This window comes from Streptomyces aureus (genome assembly GCF_001418135.1).
In the GTDB taxonomy this organism is placed as follows: Bacteria; Actinomycetota; Actinomycetes; order Streptomycetales; family Streptomycetaceae; genus Streptomyces; species Streptomyces aureus_A.
Genome location: NZ_LIPQ01000075.1, coordinates 1 through 25,878 on the forward strand (window position 1 = coordinate 1; position 25,878 = coordinate 25,878).

Here is a 25,878-nt window from a genome sequence, read left to right on the forward strand (position 1 = left end):
CACGATCGCCCCCCGCGCCGGTGGTCCCGAGGACGATCGCTCCGGTGAAACCGAGCGCCGAGACGAACCCGGCGATCACCGGCAACGACAGAAACCCGTCAAGCCCCCCGCCGACCGGGTCGAGGGCCCCCTCCAGCATCCCGTCGAAGACCAGCGAGAGGACGAGCAGCACGAGACCCGCGATGCCGAGACCAAGAAACCAGCCCATGTGCGCCCCCTGCCCCGTGCCTTGCTTCTCCCGTTGTTCCAGGATGGTTCCACGGGGCGGCGGCGTTGTTCACTGCCTGGTTCCGGCAGTTTTTACGCGTTCTTAATGCCGCCTGCGCGCGTCCGCGAACTCGGCTACGAGGGCGGCGAGTCGCTCGGGGGACTCCTCCGGCAGGAGATGCCCGGTGCCGTCGAGACGCGCAGTACCGGTCCGTGCGGTGGCGGCGCGGGCGTTCACCGGCGCTGAGGCCGGGCTGGCCCGGGACGTCGAGGACGATCAGCGGGCCGATCCGCGACAGCGCTTCCGCGAAGCCCAGGGACACGGCCGCGTTCATGTTCGTCGGGTATCAGCACGATCGCCCCCCGCGCCGGCTCCGGGCCGGGCCCGGTCCGGACCACGCTCGTCAGGCCGGCGGACGTCTCGACCTGCCATCGGTCGTGAGGGACCGGCCAGGCGGCCAGGCGCGCCTCGCGCCAGTTCCGTACCCGTCCCGTGCGACCTGGCTGCGGTAGGTCGACGACGGCATGGTCGCATCGTAGGCACCCTGCCGCCCGGGCAGCAGAGGCGCGGGTAGGGGGGCGGCCGTTCTTGGCGTGTCGCTGACGCGTCACCGGCACAAGACGTGGCGTATCCACAGGAGAGGGGCGTCGAACCGTGGCCACCGTCGCAGGGCACCGTGCGCGCTCGTTCTTCTCGGCGCATCCGGCCCGCACCGTGGTCCTCGCCTTCGCCGGCGTCGTAGTGATCGGCACCGTCCTGTTGATGCTGCCGCTCGCCACCGCGACATCGAGGCGAGCATCCTCGTCAGCTCCAACATCCTCGAAGCCGGCGTTCCCAACATCTGGGCCAAGGCCATCAGCCGCCGCCACGGCAAGATCCTCGAACGCCTCGGCGTGCACCACGTCGTGCTTCCCGAGCACGAGGTGGGCGAACGCGTCGCCCACCTCGTCACCGGCCGCATGCTCGACTTCATCGAGTTCGACGACGACTACGCCCTCGTCAAGACCGTCGCCCCCAAGGCCGCCTCCGGACAGCCCCTCGGCCGGTCCAGGGTGCGTAGCGAGTACGGCGTCACCGGCGTCGGCATCAAGCGCCCCGGCGAGGACTTCACCTACGCCACCGCCGACACGGTCGTCGAGGAGGGCGACATCATCGTCGTCACCGGCAAGACCGGTGCCGTGGAGACCTTCACAGATCTGCCCTGACCACTAGGATCAGCCCATAGGTGAGCCGGGAAGCCTGGTCGGCACAGACTTTCGCCTGCCCTTGGAGCTCCGGCCATGCCCCTCACTCTTGTCGTGCTCGCCCTGTGGGCGATCGCTTTCCTCACGTTCGACACGGTCGTCAGCGTCCGGGTCTGGCGGATGAGGACGCTGCCGCGCCGGCGACGGGCCCTTCCCGGGCTTCTGCTGTGCGCCGGGCTCGCGGCCAGTGTCAGCCGGGCCACCGGAACCACCACCGTCGCCGAGACGCTCGCCTTCCCCCTCTTCGTGGCCACGGCGGCGATCGGCCGGTTCGAGCTACGCCGCCACCGGGTGCGTTCCTCCCGCCCCGATGATTCGGGCGCTCTGACGTGAGTACCTGGGCGAGCTGGACACTGCTGATCGGCGGCGCGGCGCTGCTCCTGGTGCCAAGCACCGCCATTCTCCTGGGCTGGAGGCCGAGCCGCCTCGCCCGGACGGGCGCGCCCACCCGCCTGCTGGGTGCCGCCGGCGTCACGCTGTACGGGGCCGTGCTCACCAACGAGGCGGCGCGGTTGGCCGAGGCGTCGAGCGGTGTGCTGGAGGCCTGTTCCTACATCGCGCTGGGCCTCGTCGGGTGCTCCCTCGTTCTTGTGATCGTCTATGACATCCTGGCAGGTCCCGCACGGCGTAGACGCCGCTGATCCGCCGGACGACTGGAGGACACGGAGACGAGGCAGCCCCTCAGCGTGGCGCCTTGCTGGAGGCCGCGACGGCGGCAGCGGACGCGATGCCCAGCGCTGTGATCCCGACAAGCGGAGACTGCAGCTGCGGAACGAGATACATAAAGCCTCCAGCCAGGGTGAGTACCGAACCGCTGGCGAGGAGCGGGGCGGACGGTCCGGGGTGTGGTCGGCGACGCTGGGGCCACGGCTTACGGCTCTCTCCTTCGGGAGAGAGCAAGGGTACAAAACCGTGCGTCCTCGGCCCGTGAACTCGACATGTGTGAACGCCGTGGCCTGGGCGCCCTTGCCCGCGAGGCGCCTTTCCCAGCCGTTCGGTGCCGTGCGTCGTACGGCTCACGCCAGGTGTCGATCAGCATGGCCATCCTCTTCTGTACCAAGGCGTAGAAGTCCTCCATCTCGTCGAGCCGCCGTCCGGCCAACTCGCGTCTCGACCGCGGTTCATATCGACGGCTGTGCGCGCCAACCACCGGGACTGCGTACCGCGGTCCGGTCAGCTTCGAGGGCCGTCCAAGCGAGCTGCCCGGCTGACCGAGGTGGAACGGGCGTTCAGCACCGCCGCTCCGAGCCCGTAGTCGTCGGGGCGCCCGCAGACTGCCTCCAGCCGCTGTCGAAGCGGCTGTGGACGTCCCGCGCGGGTTGGAGTTCGGCTGTCGTCCGGGTTCTCCCGGGACCCAAGGACGCAGTTGGGGCATGGGGGTGAGTACGGCGAAAATGGAACCGACGTGGCTCGAGTGCGCCATGTAGCGCGAGAGAGAGGCTACTGGTGAGGCGGCTCGAAACGGACTTCGGCCTGTATGCGCTGTGCCCGGATTCGTATGTGGCCGACTGGAACGGCACCGAGGCGGACGCGACGGCTGCCGATTCCGTTGGGAAGGTCGTTCTGCCTGGTCATGGCGAGGTCCTGACACTGGGAGGTGAGCCTCTCCCCATCGCTTTCCTCCAGGACATCATGACGTTCGTCCGGTGGGTGGCCGCTGATGACGATCAAGAGGTGGAGCGGGCGGTGGAGGCCGCCGCAGGATCGGTGGACTGGCAGGACCTATTCGAGATCGCCCTGGGTGGCCGGTACACCCTCCTGGATTCCGCGACGAACGGGAGCGAGGTCGAGGAGCCCGAGGTCTTCCACGTCGGTATCCCGGAGGGGCGGTACCGCGTGCAGTCCCTGGAGATCCCCCCGAGCGACGACGCGGGGTTCAAGTTCGACCGACTCGTGTCCGTCTGATTCGGTGCTGGGTGGACCCGGGACGGCCGGCCCCCGAATGCCTACCGGCAGACTGCCACAGCCTCGCCGCCCGCCCGTTCGGGTCACAGCGCCTGGTCGGGCCAGTCCAGGAGGCGGGCGCCGACGACGGCCGTCTGGAGGGTGTAGCGCTGGACCGGGTCGCCGGGGTCGGCTCCGGTGAGGCGGTGGATGCGCTCAAGCCGGTAGGTCATCGCCCGCACGCTGAGGCTGAGGCGACGGGCCGCCTGGGCGGTGACGCAGCCTGCGTCGAAGTACGCGGTGAGGGTGTCGAGGAGGGGCTTCGCGCCGCCGCGGGCCTCCTGGAGCGGGCCGAGGACGGTGCGGACGAGGTCGGCCATGGCCTGCCGGTCGCGGGTGAGGACCGGGTAGACCAGGAGGTCGGCGGCGTACAGGACGGGGTCGGTCAGGTTCATGCGGCCGGCGAGGTCGAGGGCGTTGAGGGCCTCCTCGTAGGAGTGGACGACGCCGCCGGCACCCGGGTGCGCGCGGCCGACGGCCACCTGGCCGCCGTCGGTGGCGGCGTACGCCTGCTTGGCGAAGTGGGCGAGCACGTCGGGCTGGTCGGCAGGGGCGACGCAGATCAGCCTGCCGTCCTTGGTGGTGAGCAGGATGCGGCGGTTGCCGAAGCGGGTGGCGAGGGAGGCTTCGACGGTACGGGTGACCTCGTAGCCGTCGCTGTACGGCTCCCGCCCCTGGGCGACGGCCACGGCGTGCGCGTGGGACAGCAGCAGCCCGAAACGTTCGGCACGTTCCGCCAGTCTGCCCAGATCGCTCCGGCCGTAGAGCAGGTCGTCGATGAACTCGCGCCGTGCGGCCTCCTCCTGCCGCACTGCCAGGCGCTGGGCGCGTTCGTGGCCCTCGGCGAACGCGTCGACGGCCTGCCCGACGGCGCTCAGGAGGTGGTCGGCGGCGGCCCTCGGAAGCCCGGGCCGCACCCGTTCGGCGGCGGAGAGATGCGCCCGGACGAGAGCCCGCAGCCCAAGACCGGCCTCCGCCGCCCGCTCCCCGCGAGAGCGCAGGGCGTCGCGTTCCTCGCGAGACAGGCCGCGGCCGGTCGCGCAGACGTCCGTCAGGATCGCTGCGTACCCGTCCAGGTACTCCTCACTCGGTTCCCTCTCCGTCACGGCCCCTCCCGGCTTCCTGACGCGTCTCTAACGAGTTCTTGACGCGAAGGGACCAAGCCTGGCACGTCCCCCGGGAGGGCTCGCCACCGGCATCAGGGAGACGTCAAAGACTTCCGGGTTACGGCAATGCGAAGGAAGGTGACTCTGCTTCAGGATGGCCGTCGGAAGGGCATGGGCCTTGGTCTGATGCCGGAAGACGGAAGCCGCGACACGTCAGGGGGAGAGCCATGGGGGAGTTCCTAAACGCCGCCGTCGGCTTCCCCTCGTTGTCGTTCAGTGCGGCCGTGGTCGCCGTGGCGGTGTTCTGGCTGCTGGTGTTGTGCGGTGCCGTGGAGCGCGACGGCTTCGACGGCGACGTGGATTCCGAAGCGCTGGGCCTCGGCCGGATGCCTGTCTCTGTGGCAGCTTCCCTGTTCATCGTGGGCGGCTGGATCCTGAGCGTCACCGGCTCCGTGCTCATCGGCCTCGCCGATGTGTCCCGACCCTTCTCTGCTCTCCTCTCGCTCGCCTTGCTGGTGCTCGCTCCCGTCGCCTCGTGGTGGGTGACCCGGCGCCTCGTGCGGCCGCTGGCGAAGCTCTTTCCCGACGAACCCGGGCCCCTCCGGGAGGACTCCGCGGACCCGGCAGAGTCTCCCGAACGGGACCGGACCGCCGCCGCCGGGCGGCACCATCTCCCCGCGCCCGCACGGCGACGCAGGTAGCAGTTCCTCGGGTAGCACCCATCATCCGGTGCTCGCCCTCCTGTCCCGCCGCCCGAGCCTGCGGCTTCCCTATTCCTTCATCGACACGGGGTTTCTCATGGATGCCATCACCGTGGGCGTCGGCGTGCTCGTCGCCGTTGTCCTGCTCGTCACCGTCGTCCTGTTGTTCGTGGTCAGCCGGCTGTTCCGCAAGGTGGAGCAGGGCAAGGCGCTGATCGTCTCGAAGATGCGGAAGGTCGACGTCACCTTCACCGGGCAGGTCGTCCTGCCCGTCCTGCACAAGGCCGAGGTCATGGACATCTCGGTGAAGACCATCGAGATCTCCCGGACCGGGCGCGACGGTCTGATCTGCCGGGACAACATCCGCGCCGACATCCGGATCTCGTTCTTCGTCCGCGTCAACAAGACGGTCGAGGACGTCATCAAGGTCGCCCAGGCCATCGGAACGGCCCGCGCCAGCGACAAGGAGACGCTGCAGGAGTTGTTCAACGCCAAGTTCTCCGAGGCGCTCAAGACCGTCGGCAAGCAGCTCGACTTCACCGACCTCTACACCAAGCGCGAGGAGCTGCGGTTCCGGATCATCGAGATCATCGGCATCGACCTCAACGGCTACAGCCTGGAGGACGCGGCCATCGACTACCTGGAGCAGACCCCGCTGTCCCAGCTCGACCCCGGCAACATCCTCGACGCCCAGGGCATCCGCAAGATCACCGAACTGACCGCGGTGGAGAACGTCCGGACGAACGAGTTCCGCCAGCACGAGCAGAAGGAGATCACCCGGCAGAACGTCGACGCCCGCGAAGCCATCCTGGAGCTGGAGCGGCGCCAGGCCGACGCCGAGATCAAGCAGAAGCGCGAGATCGACACCGTCCGGGCCCGGGAGGAGGCCGAGACCGCGAGGGTGGTGGAGGAGGAGCGGCTGCGGGCCCAGAGCGCCTTCCTGAAGACGGAGGAGCAGCTCGGCATCCAGCGGGAGAATCAGGCCCGCGAGGTGGCGGTGGCGCAGAAGAACCGCGAGCGGGTCATCGCCGTGGAGAACGAGCGGATCGAGAAGGACCGCCTCCTCGAAGTCATCGCCCGCGACCGGGAGACCGAACTGACCCGCATCTCCGCCGAGAAGGAGGTGGAGTCGGAGCGCCGGGACATCGCAGAGGTGATCCGCGAGCGGATCGCGGTGGACCGTACGGTCGCCGAGCAGGAGGAGTCGATCAAGCGGCTGCGGACGGTCGAGGAGGCCGAGCGCACCCGGCAGGCCGTCGTCATTGCCGCCGAGGCGGAAGCGCAGGAGAGGCTGGTCAAGGACATCAAGGCGGCCGAGGCCGCCGAGCAGGCCGCCGTCCACCGGGCCGCCGAACAGCTCACCCTCGCCGAGGCCCGCAACAAGGCCGCCGACATGGACGCCCGCGCCAAGATCCGCCTCGCCGAGGGCATCCAGGCCGAAGCCGCCGCCGAAGGCCTCGCGGCCGCGCAGGTACGGGAGAAAGAGGCCGACGCGATCCAGAAGACCGGCCGCGCCGAGGCCGAGGCGACCGAGGCACGCCTGCGTGCGGAGGCGGAGGGGCTGCGGGCCAAGGCGCTCGCGGAGGCCACCGCGATCGGCGAGAAGCTCAAGTCCGAGGCGGAGGGGCTGAACCAGAAGGCGATCGCCGTCGCCGCGTTCGACGAGGCGTCCCGCACCCACGAGGAGTACCGGCTGCGTCTGGAGGCGGAGAAGGAGATCCGTCTCGCCGGCCTCGACGTGCAGCGGCAGGTCGCGGAGGCGCAGGCCACCGTGCTCGCCACCGGCCTGGAGAACGCCGACATCAACATCGTCGGCGGGGAGTCGGTCTTCCTCGACCGGCTCGTGCAGTCCGTCGCGCTCGGCAAGTCCGTCGACGGCTTCATGGATCACTCGCAGACCGCGCAGGCGCTGGCCGGCCCGTGGCTCAACGGGGAGGGTTCCTTCATCGAGGACCTCACCCGGGTGCTCGGCTCGCTCTCCAGCGCCGACGTGCAGAACCTCAGCGTCTCCGCTCTGCTGGCGAAGGTCATGAAGTCCGGCGTGCTCGACGCGCGCGTCCCCGGCCCGGCCACCGCCGCCCCGGCCGAGACCGCCGCGCTGAACGGCGCGGCCACCAACTGACCGCCCCGGGGGGAGCGGTCACAGCGGGTCCGGTGCCGGCATACGGGGGTTGTCGGCGCCGGACCCGCATCCATCACGGGACAAGGAGCGGATCGACATGAGCACCGGAATCGACCAGGACACGTACGCGGTGCTGCGCGACCGCCTCTCGGCGCAGGCGGCAGAGCTGGCCGGGCGTGCCGAGGCGCTCAACACCGCCCGCACCACCGCCTTCGGTTCCGGTGGGCTGTCTCTCACCGGCACCGCCAGCGTCCGCACCGAGGGCGCCGGGGTACTGCTGGACGTCGCCGCCGTCGGGGACGACGTCCTGTTGTTCGGCTCCCACCCGGCCTCCGCGCAGAGCGCCGAGCCTTCGGTCGCCGACGTCTTCACCCTCCACGACCGGGACCTGAACCCGCTGTCCGAGGACGCGGTGCCCGGCCTCCTCGACGACCCCGGCTTCGTACGGGAGTTCTCGGCGCTGCACCGGTACTTCCGGGGCGCGCGCCTGCTCCGGCTGCGACGCGTGGAGAGCCGGCTCCTCGCCGTCTTCCGGACCGGGCAGAAGGCCGACGACATCCGCGTCCTGCGCTGGTCGGTCGGGCCGTCCGGCGAGACGCGGTTCCTCGACGCCCTGGGAGAACGCGACCACGTCTTTCCGCCCTCGCACGACGTCGATTGGGTGGACACGGCCCGCGACGACCACGTCCAGGGCCGGCGCCCGCACGTCTCACTCGGCGGCCGGCTCTTCGTCTCCACGGTCGGCGGGGCGCTGACGGTCAAGACGGAGAACGACGCCGAGACAGCCGAGGGCGTGTACGCCGAACCGGTCGACGAGCCGCTCCAGGCACTGGCCGACGCCGAGATCGCGTACGCGGTCGTAGGGGCCCTGACCCTGGTGCGTGTCCGCCCGTACAAAGAGGAGGTCGTCCGCCACCTCGTCTTCAACGGCCTCACCGCGAGCGTGGTCAGGCTCGACGGCATCGGTCAGTCGTGTATGCGGCTGCCCGAGGACGAGGGAATCGTCTTCCCCGGTGGCTACTGCCTCGCCTCCGGCGCGGTGAAGACCTTCGACACCGACACCTCGGACCTGGTCTTCGACCGGGCGATCCGTTCGCCCGACGGCGAGAACCTCCTCTTCGCCTTCCACACCCGGCCGGAGCGCCGCGGTCTCCTCCTGCCGTACAACCTGATCCGCAAGGAGATCGCCCACCCGGTGTCCTGCCGCGGATACGCGCTGCTCGACGACGGGACGATGATCGTGCTGCGCGACGAGACCGGAGAGCCCGGCCGGGTCCACCCCGTGCAGATCTGGCGGACCCCGTACGTCTCCGACACGCATGCGACCCCTGCCGTGGACGGTCCGCTGGCCCGCATCGGCAACGCGGATCTCGTCCGGGGGATCGCCGACACCCTGACGATCGCCCGTCAGGCCACCGAGCTGACCCCCGCCGCCGAGGTCTACGAGGCACTCGTCGCCGCATGCGTGCGCGCGGGCGACGTCCACCACTGGCTGGGAGACCCGGAGACCGGCGACCTGCGCAGCCCACTGACCGACCTCCGGGCCACCGCCGCGCAAGTCCTCGACGAGTTCGAGACGGTGACCACGCTCACCCGACAGGCGGCGGAGACTTTCGCGGACTCCGCCCAGCAGGTCGGCCGGCTGGTCCGGCGCGTCCGGGGCGAGGCGCCCGCCACGGCCGAGGAGTGGATCTCCCGGATCACCGAGCTCCGTCAAGCACAGGGCCACCTGGTGACCCTGAAGGACATGCGATACGCCGACACGGACGGCATCGACACCCTCGCCGGGGACGTCGAGGCCGACATCGCCTCGGCCGCCCAGCGGGCCGTCGCCTTCCTCCGGCGTGAGGACGCCTTCACCAGCCACCACGCCGAGGCGGAACGGCTCGCGACCCAGGCCGGCGCCGTCACCACCGTGGCGGGCGCGGGCCCGGTCGCCGACCTGCTCGACACGCACACCGCCGGCCTGCGGACGCTCAGCGAGATCATCGCCGGCCTCGACATCGGCGACGCCACCGTCCGCACCTCGATCCTGGAACGGATCGCCGACGTCCTGGGGGCGCTGAACCGCGCCCGGGCCCTCCTCGCCGCCCGCCGCGCCGAACTCCTCGACCAGGAGGGGCGGGCGGAGTTCGCCGCCGAGTTCGCCCTGCTCGGCCAGACCGCCACCGGCGCGCTGGCCGCCGCCGACACCCCCGACCGCTGCGACGACCAGCTCGGCCGGCTGCTGCTCCAGCTGGAGAACCTGGAGTCCCGCTTCGCCGAGCACGACGGCTTCCTCGGCGAGATCGCCGACAAGCGCGCCGAGCTGTACGACGCGTTCGCCGCGCGCAGGCAGTCCCTCCAGGACGCCCGCGCCCGCCGCGCCGAGCGCCTCGCGGCATCGGCCGGCCGCGCCCTGGAAACGGTCGCCCGGCGAGCCGGCACGCTGGCCGACCTGGACGAGGTGAACACGTACTTCGCCTCCGACCCCATGGTCGCCAAGATCCGGCGCACCGGCGCCGAGCTGCGGGAACTCGGCGAGGAGGCACGGGCGGAGGAACTGGAGAGCCGCCTCGGCGCCGCCCGGCAGGAAGCAGGTCGCTCGCTGCGGGACCGCAGCGAGCTCTTCGCCGACGGCGGCGGCACGATCCGGCTCGGCCGGCACCGCTTCGCCGTCAACCGGCAGGCCCCCGAGCTGACCCTCGTACCGCACGAGGACACCCTCGCCCTCAGCCTGACCGGAACCGACTACCGCGTGCCCCTCACCGACCCGGACTTCGCCGAGACCCGCCCGTTCTGGGACCGGACCCTGCCCTCGGAGTCGCCCGACGTCTACCGGTCCGAATACCTCGCCGCGCGCCTCCTCGCCGAGCACGGCGCCGGCACACTGGCGGGTGAGGACCTGGCCGCGCTCGCGCGACGGGCCGCCGAGGCCGCGTACGACGAGGGGTACGAGCGCGGCGTCCACGACCACGACGCAGCGGCGATCCTGCAGGCCCTCCTCCGGCTCCACGGAAGCATCGGACTGCTCAGGTACCCGGCTCCGGCACGCGCGGCCGCCCAGATCTTCTGGGCCCACACCGCCACCGCCGAGGTCCGCGACCAGTGGACTCGCCGCGCCGACGCCCTGACCCGGGCCCGCGACCTGTTCGGCGCGGAGACGGCCGTCGACGGCCTGCGGGACGAGCTGGCCGAGGAGATCGGCGACCCGGCGGCCGCCGCTTACCTCGTCGAGGAACTCGCCACCGTGCCAACGGGCTTCGCCGTCTCGGACGCGGCACGGACCCTGCTCGACAAGTTCCGCCGCGCCGTCGGCACCTCCGCCTACGACGACGCCCTCGCCTCCCTCACCGGACCGCACGCGCGGCGTCAGCTCGTCGAGGCCTGGCTCACCTCCTACGCGTCGGCGTCCGGAGAGCGGCTCGACGAGGGCGTGCTCGCCGAAGCCATAGCGGTCGAACTGTGCCCGGAGCTCGACCGCTACGAGATCGCCGCCCCCACCACGGAGACAGTCCCCGGGCTCCTGGGCAACCACCCCCGCCTGCGGGGGCGCGCCCTGGAGGTGCGGCTCGACGAGTTCCTGGCCAGGACGCGGGATTTCGCCGCCACCGACGTGCCGGCCTTCCGCGCGTACCAGGAGCGCAGGGCTCGGCTTGTCGCCACCGAGCGCAACCGGCTCCGCCTTGACGAGTACCGGCCCCGGGTCATGTCGTCCTTCGTCCGCAACCGGCTCGTCGACGAGGTCTACCTCCCTCTCATCGGCGACAACCTTGCCAAGCAGCTCGGCGCGGCCGGAGTCGGTCGGCGGAGCGACTCCCAGGGCCTGCTGCTGCTCCTGTCCCCGCCCGGCTATGGCAAGACCACACTGATCGAGTACGTCGCCGAACGCCTCGGCCTGCTCCTCGTCAAGGTCGACGGACCCGCTCTCGGACACCGGACGACCTCGCTCGACCCCGCCGAGGCGCCCGACGCGACCGCCCGCCGGGAGCTGGAGAAGATCGCCTTCGCCTTGGCGGCGGGCAGCAACGTCCTGCTGTACGTCGACGACATCCAGCACTGCTCGCCCGAGTTCCTGCAGAAGTTCATCCCGCTCTGCGACGCCACCCGAACCCTGAACGGCCACGACCTCCGCGGCAAGCGCTTCGCCGTCTGCATGGCCGGAAACCCCTACACGGAGTCCGGGCAGGCCTTCCGTGTCCCGGACATGCTCGCCAACCGGGCCGACGTGTGGAACCTCGGCGACGTCCTCACCGGCAAGGAGGAGGCCTTCGCATTCAGCTTCGTGGAGAACGCCCTCACGTCCCACCCGGTCCTGGCGCCCCTAGCGGGCCGTGACCGCTCCGACCTGGAGATGCTGACCCGGTTGGCGGCCGGCGACCCGACAGCTCGCCGTGACCGGCTCACCCACCCCTACGCCCCCGCCGAGCTCGACCAGGTCATCACCGCCCTCCGTCATCTCCTCAACGCCCGCGAGACCGTGCTCGCCGTCAACAAGGAGTACATCGCCTCCGCCGCCACCGCCGACGAGGCCCGCACCGAGCCGCCCTTCCGGCTCCAGGGGTCGTACCGCACCATGAACAAGATCGCCGCCCGAATCTCACCCGCGATGAACGACGCCGAGCTCAACGCGGTGATCGACGACCACTACACCGCCGAGGCCCAGACCCTCACCACCCAGGCCGAGGCCAACCTCCTCAAGCTCGCCGCGATCCGCGGCACCCTCACCCCGGCACAGACCGCCCGCTGGACCGAGATCACCGCCGCCCACGCCCGTACCCGAGCCCTCGGAGGATCCGCAGACGACCCCGTGGCCCGGGCGGTCGCCACACTCGGCCTGCTCGCCGACCGCATCACCGCCGTCGAGACCGCGATCACCCGGGCGACGGACCCCCGCCACCTCCTCGCGCGCCCCGCCGGACGGCACGCGTCACACTCCGCCGACGTCACCGCTTCCGACCACCGCCACAACTGACGCAGGAAGGGCTGAGACAGCATGGCCAAGCCCCTGTACGCGGCGATCGGAGAGCACCCGATCCTCTGCCTGATGTGCGGCAACGACACGTTCCGGAAGCGGGAGGTGCTGCTGAACAGCACGGGGATGGAGTTCTTCAACATGGCGTGGGCGAACGAGTCGGCGAACGGCCTGATCTGCTGGTCGTGTGGTCATGTGCACCTGTTCGTCAACCCCGCCCTCAGGACGTACCGACAGAAGCGGGAGCACTGAGGCACGCCCGCCTGAGCGTGCCACCTCGCAGAAAAGGGTAGAACCGACAAAAGGTGCACTTTTTGTTCGGTCCCTCATGGAGTCGCACCTGCCAGGAGAGCGCCATGGACCTATGGCTGGTCTGGTTGATCGCCGCAGGGGTGCTGGCGGTGGCGGAGATCTTCACCCTCACCGCCGCGCTCGGGATCCTCGGCGTCGCCGCGGCGGTCACTGCGGGAACCGCAGCCCTTGGGCTCCCGCCTCCCTTGCAGCTCGTCGTCTTCACCGCTCTGGCCGTGGTCAGCCTGTTGTTCGTGCGTCCCGTCGCCGTGCGCCATCTGAGGGGGCCACAGACCGAGCGATTCGGCACGGACGCGCTGGTGGGCCGCTCCGCCCATGTCGTGTCGGAGGTGACGGGCCTGGGCGGCAGGGTCCGCATCGGTGGCGAGGAGTGGACGGCCCGCGCCTACGACGAGACGCTGGTGATACCTCCGGGGGCGACCGTCGACGTCATGGAGATCGATGGCGCCACCGCCGTCGTCTACCCCCGGGAGTGAGTCATGGACGTGCCGGGACTGCTCATAGCCGGTCTGATCCTCGCGGCCCTCGCGGTGTTCACCGTGGTGCGGGCGGTACGCATCGTGCCGCAGGCACGGGCCCGCAACGTCGAACGCCTCGGCCGCTACCGGCGCACCCTGAGGCCGGGTCTCAACCTCGTCATCCCCTACGTCGACCGCGTCTATCCGGTGATCGACCTGAGGGAACAGGTCGTCTCGTTCCGGCCGCAGCCGGTCATCACCGAGGACAACCTGGTCGTCGAGATCGACACCGTGCTGTACTTCCAGGTCACCGACCCGCGAGCGGCCGCCTACGAGATCGCCGACTTCCTCCAGGGCGTCGAACAGCTCACCGTCACCACCCTGCGCAACGTCGTGGGCTCCATGGACCTGGAGAAGACCCTGACCTCCCGGGACACCATCAACAGCCAGCTCCGCGGCGTGCTCGACGAGGCGACGGGCAAGTGGGGGCTGAGAGTCAACCGCGTGGAGATCAAGGCCATCGACCCTCCGCAGTCCATCAAGGACGCCATGGAGAAGCAGATGCGCGCCGAGCGCGACAAACGGGCGGCGATCCTGGGAGCGGAGGGGCAGCGCCAGTCCCAGATCCTGACCGCCGAAGGGGACAAGCAGGCCGCCGTGCTCCGGGCGGAAGGTAACCGCACCGCCGAGATCCTCAAGGCCGAGGGGCAGTCCCGAGCCGTCGACGAGGTCTTCCAGGCCGTGCACCGCAACGACCCCGACCCGGGGCTCCTCGCCTACCAGTACATGCAGATGCTGCCGCAGCTCGCCCAGGGAGCGGGCAGCACCTTCTGGGTGATCCCCAGCGAGGTCACCTCCGCCCTCCAGGGGGTGTCCCGCGCCTTCAACGAGGTGCTGCCCAAATCCCCGGCCACCCGGGAGACGTCCGCGGAGGACAGGGCCGCCGCCCAGGCGGCCGACGACGCGGCGCAGGCGGCGGAAGCCGCCGCCGAGGCACTCGCCGACGCGGCCGAAGCCGACGCCGACATGCATCCCTTCACCGCCGGCCGTCAGGCGCCGCGGGGCCCGGAGGGCGGGTAGGAGCGGCCGGTGAAGCCGCTGCCACCTCCGGCACATCACGCCGATGATCGCCAGGAGTGTCCTGGTGCGATCTCCTGACCAGGGAAAATAAGTGCACGGTGAACGGATAGGCGTGTCCGGATAACGGTCACATCACGGTTCCTGCGCTTTTCATAGATCACCGTGAGTAAGGTGACATGCGTCACGTGGCGGGGACGGGTCGCCGTGGTAGGAATGCGCAACTCCGCAGGTGGCACCACCCCTCGCCCGTCCTGCGCGATGCCGGGCGCATCCCGGCAGTACGACCGAGGTGATCACGCTCCGAGTCCACGGACGTCGATCTCTCGGCTCGCCGACCGGACAACGGCTTTCGCTCACAGACCGCACCCCCACTGGCGCTGCCTCCCGCGCGCCGGTCCTGCGCACTGAGGTCCCCACCGTGTCACTCGATTCCTTCACCCAGTCCGTCGACGAAGCCGTCAGCGGCCTTTTCGAGCCGATAGCCAAGTGGCTCGGCGAGATCGTCTTCTACGCCGTGCCCGTGGGCGGCACCCAGCTTCCGCTGATCGTGGCCTGGCTCGTCGTCGCCGGTCTGGTCTTCACCGGCTGGTTCGGTTTCGTCCAGCTGCGCAAGTTCCGGCTCGCCGTGGACGTGGTGCGCGGCAAGTACGACGAGAAGGGATCGGCCGGCGAGGTCAACCACTTCCAGGCGCTGACCGCCGCCGTCTCCGGCACGGTCGGCCTCGGCAACATCGCCGGTGTGGCCGTCGCGGTCTCCATCGGCGGCCCGGGCGCCACGTTCTGGATGATCCTCTGTGGCCTGCTCGGCATGGCCACCAAGTTCGTCGAGGTCACCCTCGGCGTGAAGTACCGCGAGGTGCACGCCGACGGCACCGTCTCCGGCGGCCCCATGCACTACCTGCCCAAGGGCCTGGCCGAACGCTTCGGTAAGAACGGCAAGACCCTCGGCAAGGTCCTCGCCGTCCTCGCCTCCTTCATGATCCTGTTCTTCGGCCTCTTCGGCGGCAACCTCTTCCAGGTCAACCAGTCCTACGCGCAGCTCGTGTCCGTCACCGGCGGCGAAGACGGCGCCTTGGGCTCCTCCGCCGGCGCGCTGTTCTTCGGCATCCTGATCGCCGCCCTCGTCGGCATCGTGCTCCTCGGCGGCATCCGCTCCATCGCCTCCGTCACCAGCAAGCTCGTGCCCGCGATGGCCGGCATCTACATCGCCGCCTGCCTCGTCGTCATCGCCGTCAACGCCTCCGCCGTGCCCTCCGCGGTCTCCACGATCATCGAAGGCGCCTTCAACCCCGAGGGCGTCGCCGGCGGTGTCCTGGGTGCGCTCATCATCGGCTTCAAGCGGGCCGCGTTCTCCAACGAGGCCGGCCTGGGCTCCGCCCCGATCGCCCACTCCGCGGTGAAGACCAAGCACCCCGCGAGCGAGGGCCTGGTTGCCCTCCTGGAGCCGTTCATCGACACGGTCGTCATCTGCACCATGACCGCCCTGACCATCGTCATCGCCAACCCGGCCAGCTACGTCGAGCTCCGCAACGGCGGCGAGTCCATCGGCGGCGTCACCATCACCTCCGACGCCTTCGGAACGGTCATGCCCTGGTTCCCTTACATCCTCACGATCGCGGTGATGCTGTTCGCGATCTCCACGGTGCTGACCTGGGGCTACTACTGCATGAAGGCCTGGACCCACCTCTTCGGCCGCAGCAGGACCAGCGAGCTGACCTTCAAGGTCCTCTACACCCTCTTCGCGGTCGCGGGCTCCCTGCTCACCCTGCAGACGCTGATCGACATGGCCGACGCCGTGCTCTTCATGCTCGCCGTCATCAACATCATCGGCCTCTACCTCCTCGCCCCCGTCGTCAAGCGCGAGCTGAACACCTTCCTCGCCTTCGTCAAGAAGCGGGACGCCGGCCTCGACACCGACGGCGAGACCGACCCCGACCAGGAGCCGGTGAAGACCACCGTCTGACCGCCTCCCCGGCGGCCCGGCTTCCGAAGGGCCCTGCTTCTCACCTCGCGCCTTGGTGAGAAGCAGGGCCCTTCACCCCGTCTCGACAACTGACAGACGCCCTGGCGAGGCCCCGCAGCGCCCGATAGGGTGTGAAGAACGCGTCAATGCGATGCGCTGGTGTGCCGGGAAGTCTGGTCGGCGTCGAGGGGCCCTGTGCCCAACCGTCAACCCACCCCGGAGGCCACCCCCTCATGACGCAGTCACGCCCGCGCAAGGTGATCCTCGGCCTGCTGCCCTGGCCCGAACGCCAGGCCGTCGCCGAGGCCCTGCGCACCGAGACCGTCGGCGGACTCGTCCTGCTCGCCGCCGCCGTCATCGCGCTCGCCTGGGCGAACAGCCCGTGGAGCGGGGCGTACGAGGCAGTGCGCGACTTCCACTTCGGCATCCCCGCCCTCGGCCTGGACCTCTCGGTCGCCCACTGGACCGCCGACGGCCTCCTCGCCGTCTTCTTCCTCGTCGCCGGCATCGAGCTGAAACGCGAGTTCGTCGTCGGCGAGCTGCGCACCCCCGCCACCGCCGCCCTGCCCGTCGTCGCCGCGCTCTGCGGCATGGCCATACCCGCCGCCCTGTACGCCCTCACCGTCACCCTCGGCGACGGAAGCCTTGAGGGCTGGGCCGTACCGATGGCCACCGACATCGCCTTCGCACTCGCGGTCCTCGCCGTCATCAGCACCCACCTGCCGTCCGCGCTCCGCGCCTTCCTGCTGACCCTCGCGGTCGTCGACGACCTCGGCGCCATCCTCATCATCGCCGTCTTCTTCACCTCCGACCTCAACTTCTGGGCCCTGGGCGGGGCATTCGCCGGCCTGGTCCTCTTCTACGCCCTCCAGCGCCTGCGGGTACGCGGCTGGTGGTGGTACGTACCGCTCGGCGTCGCAACCTGGGCGCTGATGTACAACTCCGGGATCCACGCCACGGTCGCCGGCGTCGCCATCGGCCTGATCCTGCGCACCACCCGCGACCAAGGCGAGGAACGGTCCCCCGCCGCCCGGGTCTCCCACCTCGTGCACCCCTTCTCCGCCGGCGTAGCAGTCCCGCTGTTCGCCCTCTTCGCCGCCGGCGTCAGCGTCTCGGGCAGCGCCCTCGGCCACGTCTTCACCGATCCCGAGCCCCTCGGCGTCGTCATCGGCCTCGTCGTCGGCAAGGTCCTCGGCATCTTCCTCGGTACCTACCTCGCCGCACGCTTCACCCGCGCCGAACTCAACCCCGACCTCGCCTGGGCCGACGTTCTCGGCCTCGCCACCCTGGCCGGCATCGGCTTCACCGTCGCCCTCCTCATCGGCGAACTCGCCTTCCCCGTCCCGGCCACCGGCGAACACATCAAGGCCGCCGTCCTGGTCGGCTCCCTCATCGCCGCCGTCCTCGCCGCGCTGCTCCTGCGCCGCCGCAACCGGATCTACAAGGAGCTGTGGGAAGAGGAAGAACGCGACGACGACGCCGACGGCATCCCCGACATCTACCAGACCGGCAGTACACGGCACTCCGGATGAACGATCAGGGCACGGCGCCGGCCCTGCTCGGTGCGGCCGTCGTACTCGCGATCCTCGTCATCCCGGACCGCCGTACGCGAAATGAGGAAACCGGGCAGCGCCCGCGAGGAATGGACGTTCCTGGGGGAGCAGCGAGGGCTGCTCGTCTTCCTGGGGACGGCCTTGCTGCTAGCCACCGTGAGCTGGACGGTCTCCGGCCCGGCGCACCTGCCCTGGGTATGCCTCGCGGCGCTCCTCGTTGCCCGTATCTCCTCCAGAGATAGATGAAGGGACGTGTTCCACACTCTTCGTGATCTCGACGCTGGCGCTCGTGCCCCTCGGCGTGGCCTCGCTGCTTCGCCCTCTACGGAAGCTGCCTGACTCCGGCGATCCTGGGCCTTGCCGGAGTGCCGGGCGACGAACTGCTCCTGCTGCGGGTCGTGGCGGGACCCCTGCTGATGCTCGCGGCACTGGGTCTCGTGGTGAGGGCTTCACGCCGGGCCGACACCGGCACGCGCAGCGCATAGCTCCTGTGCCTCACAGAGAGCGGCAGACGCCGCCTGGGGATGTGGCGGACCTCGTTCCGTCCGGCGCGGCACTCGAGGCCTTGGCCGCGTACGGCTACCCGGCGGAGCCCTCACCCGTCAGGTAGCGTTCCAGGCCCACCCTGCGCATCACCATTCCCCACCTGCTCCGGGGCGCGGGTGACGCTGAACCGGGTTCCCTGCTCCCGGGCCCCTCGGGCGGCGAGGAACAGCGGCATGGCGCCGTCCGTGCTGAGGTGCGTCACGCGGGACACGTCCACCTCGAGGATCTGTGGCTCCTCGCGAAGAGCGGCGCGCAGGGTGCGGCCGGTGTCCCGCGCCGTGTCTGCGCCGAGGTCGCTCTTGAGGCGGACGACCAAAAGTTCCGGACGGGAACGGAAACGGCGGAGCAGACCTCGCGAGCGCCGACGGAGCCGTTCGGCCGGTGACATCGGTGGCATGACAGCTCCAGGGCACAGCTCCAGGGCAGGCGTCGACAGCTGCCGACCAGACTTCCCGGCGCACCTGACGCGGACGATACGTGCCGAAGCGCGCACCCGCTCCTCGGACACGGCCAGCAGGGCCGTCCCAGAACTGCCGGGCATCGGCAATGTCTAGGAGTTCTGGCTGCGCGTAAAGCACCTGTCAAAGTCACGTATGGAACGCGTAAGGTCCGTAGCGGTGTGCCGGGAAGTCTGGTCGGCGAACAAGGGACACATGTCTTCTTCTGCCGATCGGGGGACTTCTTCATGGTGCTCGTCGCCGTCTTCGGGACCGCGCTGCTCGTCGCGGTCCTGCTCTCCGGGCTCGCCGCCCGTACCGTCCTGTCGACCTCGCTGCTCTTCCTCGTGGGCGGGGCCCTGGTCAGCGACGGATTCCTCGGGCTGATCCACATCTCGCCCGAGAGCGAGATCGTGGCGGTCACCGCCGACCTCGCCCTGTTCGCCGTGCTGTTCACCGATGGCATGCACGTCTCCTTCGCCAAGCTGCGGGCCAACTGGCGCAATCCCGCCCGGGCTCTCGGCCTGGGCATGCCGCTGGCCTTCGTCGGCATGGCCCTGATCACCCACTACCTGGTGGGCCTGGACTGGACGACGTCGTTCCTCGTCGGCGCGGTCCTCGCACCGACCGACCCGGTGTTCGCCTCCGCGATCGTGGGCCGTAAAGAGGTTCCGGCCCGCCTGCGCGAGCTGCTGAACGTCGAGAGCGGCATCAACGACTGCCTCGCCCTGCCCGTCGTCCTGATCCTCATCGCCGCCGCCGGGCCGACCGCGGCCGGCGCAGAGGCGTCGTACGGAAGCATTGCCCTGGCGCTCGGCCTGGGCCTCGCCTTCGGCGTGCTGCTCCCGCTGCTCGTCAACGGGCTCGTACGCTTCCGGCTTCTGGGCGCGGAGCCCAAGCTCCAGCCGCTGCTTCCGCTGGCCACCGGCATCGTCCTGTACGCCGCCTGCCACCTCACCCACGCCAACCCCTACCTCGCCGCGTTCTCCGCGGGCGCGGTCCTCGCGGCGATTTCCCCGGAGTCGAAGAACGCCTTCGAGCCGCTGGGCGAGTCGCTGGCAGAACTCGCCAAGTTCGCCGCCCTCCTCGTCTTCGGCGCGCTGCTCACCCCGCAGCTCTTCGGTGACCTCTCCCTCGGCGGATACGTGGTCGTGGTCCTGGCGATCGTGCTGATCCGGCCGGGCTCGCTCCTGCTGTCGCTGTGGGGGACGCGTATCGACCGCCGGGAGAAGCTGGTCGCCGCGTGGTTCGGACCGAAGGGCTTCGCCTCGGTCGTCTACGGCCTGCTCGTCCTCCAGGCCGGCATCCCCCAGGGCCAGGAGGCGTACACCCTGATCGCCGTCTGCATCGCCTTCTCGATCATCGCCCACAGCAGCACCGACGTCCCCATCGCCCGCCTCTTCCACGTCGACGACCTCATCGAGGCCGGCACGACTCCTCGGGAAGGTACCGAGGCCCCTACGACGACCAAGGTCCTTCCCCATGCGCGCACGTGGTCTGGCCCGGCCCTGCACTCCGGTACATCTGAGCGCGGGGCTGCGGGAAGCCGCAGAACTGCTGGTCCGTGAACGGGCCCCGGCGCTCGTCGTGGTGAGCGGGGACGGACACCCCCTGACCGTCGTCCCCACGGAACGGATCCTGGCCGCCGTACTGCCCGAGCATGTACGGGAGGACCCGCTCCTTGCCGCAGTCGCGGGCGCGTCACTCGACGACGAGGCACGTGCGCGTGCGGCATCCCTTCGGCTCGCCGACGTGCTACCCAAGCGCCTGGTCACGCCGGCCGTCGTGAGCCCCGATGCCTCGCTCCTCCATATGGCCTCGCTTATGCAACGCACCAGCAGCCCCATCGTCCTGGTCGTCGACTACGCCGACGACCAGCCCCACCTGCTCGGCTTCGTCGACGCGGCCACCCTGCTCCCGTACTCCCTCTGACGGCCCGCAGGCCCCCACAGACCACGCTCCCGAAGGACAGCCATGAACACCAAACGCCGCGCCGCCACCCCCCTCGCCCTCGGCGGCCTCCTCCAGGCCACGATAGGCACTGTCTTCACCGTCGCCGAGAGCAAAGACTTCGGCGCACCGCTCTTCGGGGGTGGTGCGGTTCTTCAGGAGACCGCTCAGGCATGTCGTCGGTTGCCGGTGACGACGCGGTTGACGGCCGCGATCCAGGTGGACAGTTCAAAGAAGCCGTCGATGGAGTCGACGCCGAATATGACCTTGCTGTAGGCGTACACGTGAACGTGGCTCTGGCAAGAATTTCTTAGCCGAAGGTCATCGCGGTGACACGATCGGCCGGTCCGCATAGCGGGCTGCCGACGGTCACGCATTCCGCACAGATGGCGCGTCAGATATCTACGCGGGTGGGCACTGCGTCCGCACGCCCGTATCCGAGCACCTGAGCGAGGACTTCGCGGAACTGCCTGATGTCCTCGGCCGGCGCTTCGATGACGGCCTCGACCTCGGGGTCGGTCAGCCGCAGGTCTCCCAGCGCTTCGGGGTCGAGTGAGATGCGGAGAACGTTGTCCGTCAGGACAGCTTCCCGCACACAGCCGTATGCGGTGCCCTGTCCGGCCGTGACCAGGCAGTGTGTGTCCATCCCGAGGGCGACCTCCTGGTCATCGGGCTCCTCTTCTCCTGCCATGAACATCATGATGAAACCGCTTCCATCCTCACCTTCGGCAAGAGCGGCTTCGGTGAAGTAGCCGTCAGGGTCGATCTCGGTCCTGGCGGCGCGGGCGGTAAATCGGTATGTCATGACGGGGTTCTATCAGTGTGCTCGGCCCTGCCGTGACGCAGGGGCGAGCGCGATGTTCCATCGTCGCTGAGGTGGTGACCGCGACGCTACGCGGGAAATTACGTGGGAGTCCTCACGGGCAGCCTATGGCTGTGCTCTGTCGAACTTGCCAGTCTTCTACCACAGTTGGCCAACGTGCTGGTGTTCTCTGTCGATGTTTCCGATGCCGTCGTGGCGGTCCAAGCCCGCACGGGGTCCGCCGATCCAGCGGAATCCACGGGATGCGGCCAGCTCAGCGAGTGGTGCCACAGCCGCTACGTACGCCGCCTCGCCGACGTCCCTCTCGCAGGCAGGCATGTGCACATCGACTTGTCCTTACGCCGGCTGTACTGCGAAAATACGACGTGCCGGAAGGTGACCTTTGCCGAGCAGGTAGCGGGTCTGACCGTGCGCTACCAGCGGCGGACACCGCAGTTGCAGCGCCTGGTGGAGGACGTCGGCGTGGTGCTGGCGGGCAGGGGAGGTGCCCGGGTACTGCGGATCTTGAACATCCGGCTCTCGCGGTGCACCGTCCTGTCCCAGCTGATGCGGGTGCCTCTTCCACCGCCGGTGACACCCCGGGTGCTGGGGGTGGACGACTTCGCGCTCTACGGCGGCACCTACGGCACCCTCCTGGTCGACGCAACCACCCGGCTCCCGATCACCCTCTGGGAAGGACGCGACGCCGAACAGCTCAGTCGCTGGCTCCGCGAGCACCCTGGTGTCGAGGTCGCCTGCCGCGACGGCTCCCTCACCTACCGGCAGGGCATCGCGGGCGGCGCCCCCGATGCCGTGCAGGTCAGCGACCGTTTCCACCTCTGGCAGGGTCTCTCCCGCCGCGTCCAGGACATCACCTCCGCCCACCGCGGCTGCCTGCCCGCAGCACTGCCCCCGGTCGGCGAGACCGATCCCGCACCAGCCGAGGAGACCGCCGGGAACACTGCGGCGGACAGTCGGGCCGCACGCCACGCCCGCAGGCTGTTCGAGGCCGTGCAGGCCCTGACCCGCACCGGCCGGAGCCAGAGTTCTGTGGCCCGCGAGCTCGGCCCGGACCGCCGAACGGTCGGCAAATACGCCCGGGCCAACACCGGGCAGGAAGTGGTGCGCCGCCCGCCGCGCAAGCCCTCCAGCCTGGACCCCTACCTCGGCTACCTGCAACAACGCTGGGACGAGGGGCAGCGCAGCGCGAAGATCCTGCACGAGGAACTCCAGGCCAAGGGCTACCTCGGCCACTATCAGCGCGTGAAGATGGCCGTCGCACCCCTCCGGCGGGGCCTGCCCCTGGACGAGCCACGCGAGCGACCGCCCTCCCCGCGTGAAGCCGCCCGCTGGATCACCGCCCACCCGCACCGCCGGAACCTCCACATCAACGACCGCCTGCCCCGGCTCCTCGACCACTGCCCCGAACTCAGACAGACGCACGACCTGGTCCCACGGTTCGCCGCCATGCTCGACAACCGCGACGCCGCACTCCTCACGGGCTGGCTGGACGACCTTGCAGACAGCGGCCTGGCCCCTCTCGTCGGCCTCGCCGGAGCCCTCCGAGAAGACCGACACGCCGTCGCCCAGGGAATCACCACCCCTTACAACCCCGGCGTCAACGAAGGCCGCATCACCGACGTCAAGCTGCAGAAACGCCTGATGGTCGGACGCGCCGGCGTCCCACTCCTCCGCCACCGCGTCGTCCTGATCGCCCACCTCCGTCGCCGTTACGCGGACCGGCCGACCGTGTCACCGAGATGATCTTCGGCTACGAAATTCTTGCCAGAGCCACGTTCGGGTGTACGCCGAGAGCAGTGCCCGTGCATCGGCTTGACTTAGTGCAGAGAAGCCAGGCCCCCTGCCACCGGTACGGGTTCGGTGGCAACCCGCTGTGCCAGCAACATCAGCGAGGGGTGGCCGAGCAGCAGAAGCGCCCGGGTGCCTGATGTCCGACCTGCCGCCAGACCTTCCACGACTCCGGACCCTGGAGCACTGGCTTGTGCTGTCCCTGGAACGGGTCCGGCACCGGATAGCCGAGGTCGAGACCCGCGAGGCCGCACTGCGCCCCGTACGGCAGCTCCCGGAAGGCCCGGGCTGGGTTCTGTCCTTCCTGCGCGAGGGCGGGCGGCCGGTTCCGGACAGCGTCCACATCGGCGACTGTCGGCTCGCCGCGCGCCACCGGAAACCGCTCAGCCGCGACGAGGCCCGCCGGGCGCTGACCGACGGCGGGATCCGGGCGTGCGAAATCTGCCGGCCCGACTCCGAACTCGGCATCCTCGACTGACCCGACACCGAGGCTGGGTTCTTCTCGGACCTGTCCGCCCGATCAAGGTCGGGTTCCATCGGGCAGAATTCCCTGCGTGTTGACGATGGAGGATGCCCTCAAGACGGAGAACCCCTGGACGCCAGCTCATCAAGCGGTGGAGTTGAGCGACCACGCCACGCTCACGCGCATTCTCGATGAGGGAGCCGCCGCTGATGAGGTCTGCTGCCAGATGACCCTGCTGATGCACGCCATCGACACAGAGGTCGATGTCGCGAACCAGTCGGGGGAACCGAGGGACAGCGCACTGACCGCGATCCTCCTGGCATACGGTGCTGATCCACATCTCGCGGTCAACGGCGAATCTGCCTACGACTGGGCCCGCGAGCTCCGCCACGACATGGCGATCAGGCTGATGGACGGGTTCAGCACCCGCCCCACCAAGCTGGCAGCCCGATTTAGAAGGTTCCGCCGGCGGTAGCTCTTGCCGATGATCGGCCGGACGGGTCCTAGTCCGTGGGGAGCCGTCGGGCCAGGTTCGCGGCGAGCTGGCCGGCGGCCTGCCCGCGAGGTGTGAGGTCGAGCGTCTCCAGCAGCCGCATGTACCCGACAGCGTCCCGGGCCTCCGCCGCGGTCGGCAGGGGCAGGCGGGGCTCGTCGGCGTCCGGGTAGTCGCCGAGCATGGGCTCATCAGTCTCCACAGGGCGATCAACCCCTGGCGCGCTCCCAGGACACGATCCGAACGGGTCAGGCGGTTTTCCGGCGGGTCGTCTTCTTCGCCGCGGTCTTCTTGGCCGTGGCCTTCTTCGCGGCCGTCTTCTTCTTCGGCTTCGCGGGCATCTCGTGCACGGTCGCCTCTGCCGGCACTCTCGCCGCGGCGTTCGCGGCCGTCCGTAACGGACTTCTCCAGCGCGGCCATGAGGTCGACGACCGGCGCAGCCGCCTTCTCCTCACCCTCCGCGTGCCTCGGGGCCCGGTGCTCGGCCTTCGCGTCGATCACCTCGTGCAGCGCCTCGGTGTAGCGGTCGGTCACGGCCAGGTCGGCGAGCGAGGCCACGGTCATCGTCTCCATCAGCGTGAGCGCGCCCTCGATCTCCGACTCGCTGACGTCTGTCTCGGGCGGGGCGAGTTCGGCCGGGGAGTGAACGGGAGCGCCTCACCGGCCGGATACTCGGTCGGAAGCGTGGGGCCAGTGCCGTAGGGTGGTGTTCACCGACGCGGGGTGGAGCAGCTCGGTAGCTCGCTGGGCTCATAACCCAGAGGTCGCAGGTTCAAATCCTGTCCCCGCTACCAACGCAACAGCCCCCTCAACCACCAGGTCGAGGGGGCTGTTCGCATTCAACGCCCGCGTGTGCCGTGGAGACGGCCGAGTGCACGAGAATCGGACGGTTCTACTCGCCGGGCCGCACCTTCACGATCTTGATGTCCGTGGCGCCCTCCGCCTCGAGATCTGCCTTGCGGTGTTCGGCGCTGGGCTGGTCGTAGCTCACCGTGGACACCACGGTCTTGCCGTCGCGCGCGCGTACCCACTTCACCCGGTAGTTGACCATCGGTACGCTCCCTCGTCCGCTCCGCACTCGTCGGCCCGGATCAGGAGGCCATGTCTTTGCATCCGGTACGGACATCCGCCCGCCCCAGGTCGACCGGATCTCATCCAACAGCTTCGGGTAGTGCTCTCCGTGCGTGTTCAGCGCATGCCACACCGCATCCAGAGCTGCTTTGAGCGGGTCGGGATCGGCAGCAGCGAGTACGGCGGGGAGAGCGAAATGCGGCTGTGAGATGGGCCCACGGACCTGCGGTGTGCTGGCAGGGAACACGAGCTCGGTGAACACCATCGGTGCCTGGCTGCCCGGTAGCCGGTCGAGCTCGTAGCTCGTCTCCCCGTCGCTCTCTTCTGCGGTCTTGACCCACATCAACCCTACCGGCGGCTGGGGAAAGTACGGCCGCCGCTGGGGCGGTACTGCCCCGAGAACGTCCGGGCCCGGTTCGAGAGGGGTGGACCGCAGAGCCTCCCGCATCCGGGCCGCGTCGTCGAAAGGGGGCGGTAGCGGATGCCCCTGCGTCAGCACGGCGAGCGCGCCAGCGACCCACGGCACATCGGTCAGGCCTGCCACCTCGCAGGCCCGCTGAGCGGCGAGCACCGCCACGGCACGCTGGACGTCGGGATCCGCGGCGCCGAGGTCGTGGACCAGGTCACTGTCGAAGTCGAGCAGCCCCAAGACGTTGCTCTCG

General features: G+C 69.8%; 22 protein-coding genes, 1 tRNA gene and 2 pseudogenes. 18 read left to right on the forward strand and 7 right to left on the reverse strand.

The features are described 5' to 3' along the window. Window positions 1-208 (reverse strand): annotated as a pseudogene (locus tag AOK00_RS08070) (hypothetical protein); the annotation flags it as partial. A gap of 893 nt (window positions 209-1,101) precedes the next feature. Here AOK00_RS08070 and AOK00_RS40060 point away from each other — a divergent pair. The 4 genes from AOK00_RS40060 to AOK00_RS08090 all read left to right on the forward strand — a co-directional run bounded on the left by AOK00_RS40060 (window position 1,102) and on the right by AOK00_RS08090 (window position 3,357). Next, a complete protein-coding gene (locus AOK00_RS40060) occupies window positions 1,102-1,413 on the forward strand; it encodes a TrkA C-terminal domain-containing protein (protein WP_254047278.1) in 312 nt (103 codons plus the stop codon). A gap of 75 nt (window positions 1,414-1,488) precedes the next feature. Further along, a complete protein-coding gene (locus tag AOK00_RS08080) occupies window positions 1,489-1,785 on the forward strand; it encodes a hypothetical protein (protein WP_055599631.1) in 297 nt (98 codons plus the stop codon). Then, entirely contained in the window at window positions 1,782-2,093 is a 312-nt protein-coding gene (locus AOK00_RS08085; RefSeq protein ID WP_055599632.1) for a hypothetical protein, read from the forward strand. The genes AOK00_RS08080 and AOK00_RS08085 overlap by 4 nt, the downstream gene beginning before the upstream one ends. An 805-nt stretch (window positions 2,094-2,898) precedes the next feature. Next, on the forward strand, window positions 2,899-3,357 hold the full coding sequence (locus tag AOK00_RS08090; protein WP_055599633.1) for an Imm21 family immunity protein: 459 nt from the start codon (window positions 2,899-2,901) through the stop codon (window positions 3,355-3,357). An 83-nt stretch (window positions 3,358-3,440) separates the two neighbouring features. Here AOK00_RS08090 and AOK00_RS08095 read toward each other — a convergent pair whose 3' ends face one another. Further along, entirely contained in the window at window positions 3,441-4,502 is a 1,062-nt protein-coding gene (locus AOK00_RS08095) for a PucR family transcriptional regulator (protein ID WP_055599634.1), read from the reverse strand. A gap of 227 nt (window positions 4,503-4,729) precedes the next feature. Between AOK00_RS08095 and AOK00_RS08100 the strand changes: the two genes are divergently transcribed. The 8 genes from AOK00_RS08100 (at window position 4,730) to nhaA (ending at window position 17,624) form a co-directional block, all read left to right on the forward strand. Next, window positions 4,730-5,203, forward strand: coding sequence for a hypothetical protein (locus AOK00_RS08100; RefSeq protein ID WP_055599635.1), 474 nt, complete (start codon window positions 4,730-4,732; stop codon window positions 5,201-5,203). 97 nt (window positions 5,204-5,300) lie between these two features. Further along, complete coding sequence (locus AOK00_RS08105; protein WP_079041892.1) at window positions 5,301-7,325, forward strand: hypothetical protein; 2,025 nt, start codon at window positions 5,301-5,303, stop codon at window positions 7,323-7,325. A 97-nt stretch (window positions 7,326-7,422) separates the two neighbouring features. After that, complete coding sequence (locus AOK00_RS08110) at window positions 7,423-12,279, forward strand: DNA repair ATPase (RefSeq protein WP_055599636.1); 4,857 nt, start codon at window positions 7,423-7,425, stop codon at window positions 12,277-12,279. A gap of 21 nt (window positions 12,280-12,300) precedes the next feature. Then, entirely contained in the window at window positions 12,301-12,531 is a 231-nt protein-coding gene (locus AOK00_RS08115; protein ID WP_055599637.1) for a hypothetical protein, read from the forward strand. A gap of 104 nt (window positions 12,532-12,635) precedes the next feature. Continuing rightward, a complete protein-coding gene (locus tag AOK00_RS08120) occupies window positions 12,636-13,067 on the forward strand; it encodes an NfeD family protein (protein WP_055599638.1) in 432 nt (143 codons plus the stop codon). Between the two features lie 3 nt (window positions 13,068-13,070). Next, window positions 13,071-14,129 (forward strand): SPFH domain-containing protein, encoded by a 1,059-nt coding sequence (locus tag AOK00_RS08125; protein WP_055599639.1) that lies wholly within the window; start codon window positions 13,071-13,073, stop codon window positions 14,127-14,129. Window positions 14,130-14,547: 418 nt separating this feature from the next. Further along, window positions 14,548-16,092 carry an alanine/glycine:cation symporter family protein gene (locus AOK00_RS08130; RefSeq protein ID WP_055599640.1) on the forward strand — a complete coding sequence of 515 codons (1,545 nt, stop codon included), beginning with the start codon at window positions 14,548-14,550 and terminating at the stop codon, window positions 16,090-16,092. 233 nt (window positions 16,093-16,325) lie between these two features. Further along, window positions 16,326-17,624, forward strand: a complete 1,299-nt coding sequence (gene nhaA / locus AOK00_RS08135) for a Na+/H+ antiporter NhaA (RefSeq protein WP_055599641.1) — start codon at window positions 16,326-16,328, stop codon at window positions 17,622-17,624. A gap of 616 nt (window positions 17,625-18,240) precedes the next feature. Here nhaA and AOK00_RS41335 read toward each other — a convergent pair. Further along, window positions 18,241-18,732 carry an STAS domain-containing protein gene (locus AOK00_RS41335; RefSeq protein WP_107097334.1) on the reverse strand — a complete coding sequence of 164 codons (492 nt, stop codon included), beginning with the start codon at window positions 18,730-18,732 and terminating at the stop codon, window positions 18,241-18,243. A gap of 144 nt (window positions 18,733-18,876) precedes the next feature. On the opposite strand from AOK00_RS41335, the gene AOK00_RS08150 reads away from it, so the two are divergent. Continuing rightward, on the forward strand, window positions 18,877-20,196 hold the full coding sequence (locus AOK00_RS08150; RefSeq protein WP_055599644.1) for a cation:proton antiporter: 1,320 nt from the start codon (window positions 18,877-18,879) through the stop codon (window positions 20,194-20,196). A gap of 22 nt (window positions 20,197-20,218) precedes the next feature. Further along, window positions 20,219-20,560 carry a hypothetical protein gene (locus tag AOK00_RS08155; RefSeq protein WP_159041698.1) on the forward strand — a complete coding sequence of 114 codons (342 nt, stop codon included), beginning with the start codon at window positions 20,219-20,221 and terminating at the stop codon, window positions 20,558-20,560. Between the two features lie 185 nt (window positions 20,561-20,745). Here AOK00_RS08155 and AOK00_RS40065 read toward each other — a convergent pair. Together AOK00_RS40065 and AOK00_RS08165 are read right to left on the reverse strand one after the other, a co-directional pair. Then, window positions 20,746-20,847: pseudogene (locus AOK00_RS40065) on the reverse strand (GlsB/YeaQ/YmgE family stress response membrane protein); the annotation flags it as partial. Between the two features lie 125 nt (window positions 20,848-20,972). Next, window positions 20,973-21,383, reverse strand: a complete 411-nt coding sequence (locus AOK00_RS08165) for an Imm10 family immunity protein (RefSeq protein WP_055599647.1) — start codon at window positions 21,381-21,383, stop codon at window positions 20,973-20,975. A gap of 180 nt (window positions 21,384-21,563) precedes the next feature. On the opposite strand from AOK00_RS08165, the gene AOK00_RS08170 reads away from it, so the two are divergent. From AOK00_RS08170 to AOK00_RS08180, 3 genes are all read left to right on the forward strand, one after another. Continuing rightward, entirely contained in the window at window positions 21,564-23,144 is a 1,581-nt protein-coding gene (locus tag AOK00_RS08170; protein ID WP_437441401.1) for an ISL3 family transposase, read from the forward strand. 184 nt (window positions 23,145-23,328) lie between these two features. Then, entirely contained in the window at window positions 23,329-23,667 is a 339-nt protein-coding gene (locus AOK00_RS08175) for a DUF6233 domain-containing protein (protein ID WP_055599648.1), read from the forward strand. Window positions 23,668-23,752: 85 nt separating this feature from the next. Further along, a complete protein-coding gene (locus AOK00_RS08180) occupies window positions 23,753-24,127 on the forward strand; it encodes a hypothetical protein (RefSeq protein WP_063886558.1) in 375 nt (124 codons plus the stop codon). 28 nt (window positions 24,128-24,155) lie between these two features. Here the strand turns inward: AOK00_RS08180 and AOK00_RS38940 are convergent, their stop codons facing one another. Continuing rightward, window positions 24,156-24,347, reverse strand: a complete 192-nt coding sequence (locus AOK00_RS38940) for a hypothetical protein (protein WP_159041699.1) — start codon at window positions 24,345-24,347, stop codon at window positions 24,156-24,158. Window positions 24,348-24,862: 515 nt separating this feature from the next. Between AOK00_RS38940 and AOK00_RS08190 the strand changes: the two genes are divergently transcribed. Further along, window positions 24,863-24,939, forward strand: a tRNA-Met gene (locus tag AOK00_RS08190). Window positions 24,940-25,037: 98 nt separating this feature from the next. Here the strand turns inward: AOK00_RS08190 and AOK00_RS38945 are convergent. Further along, window positions 25,038-25,865 carry a hypothetical protein gene (locus tag AOK00_RS38945; RefSeq protein WP_159041700.1) on the reverse strand — a complete coding sequence of 276 codons (828 nt, stop codon included), beginning with the start codon at window positions 25,863-25,865 and terminating at the stop codon, window positions 25,038-25,040. Window positions 25,866-25,878: the final 13 nt, after the last annotated feature.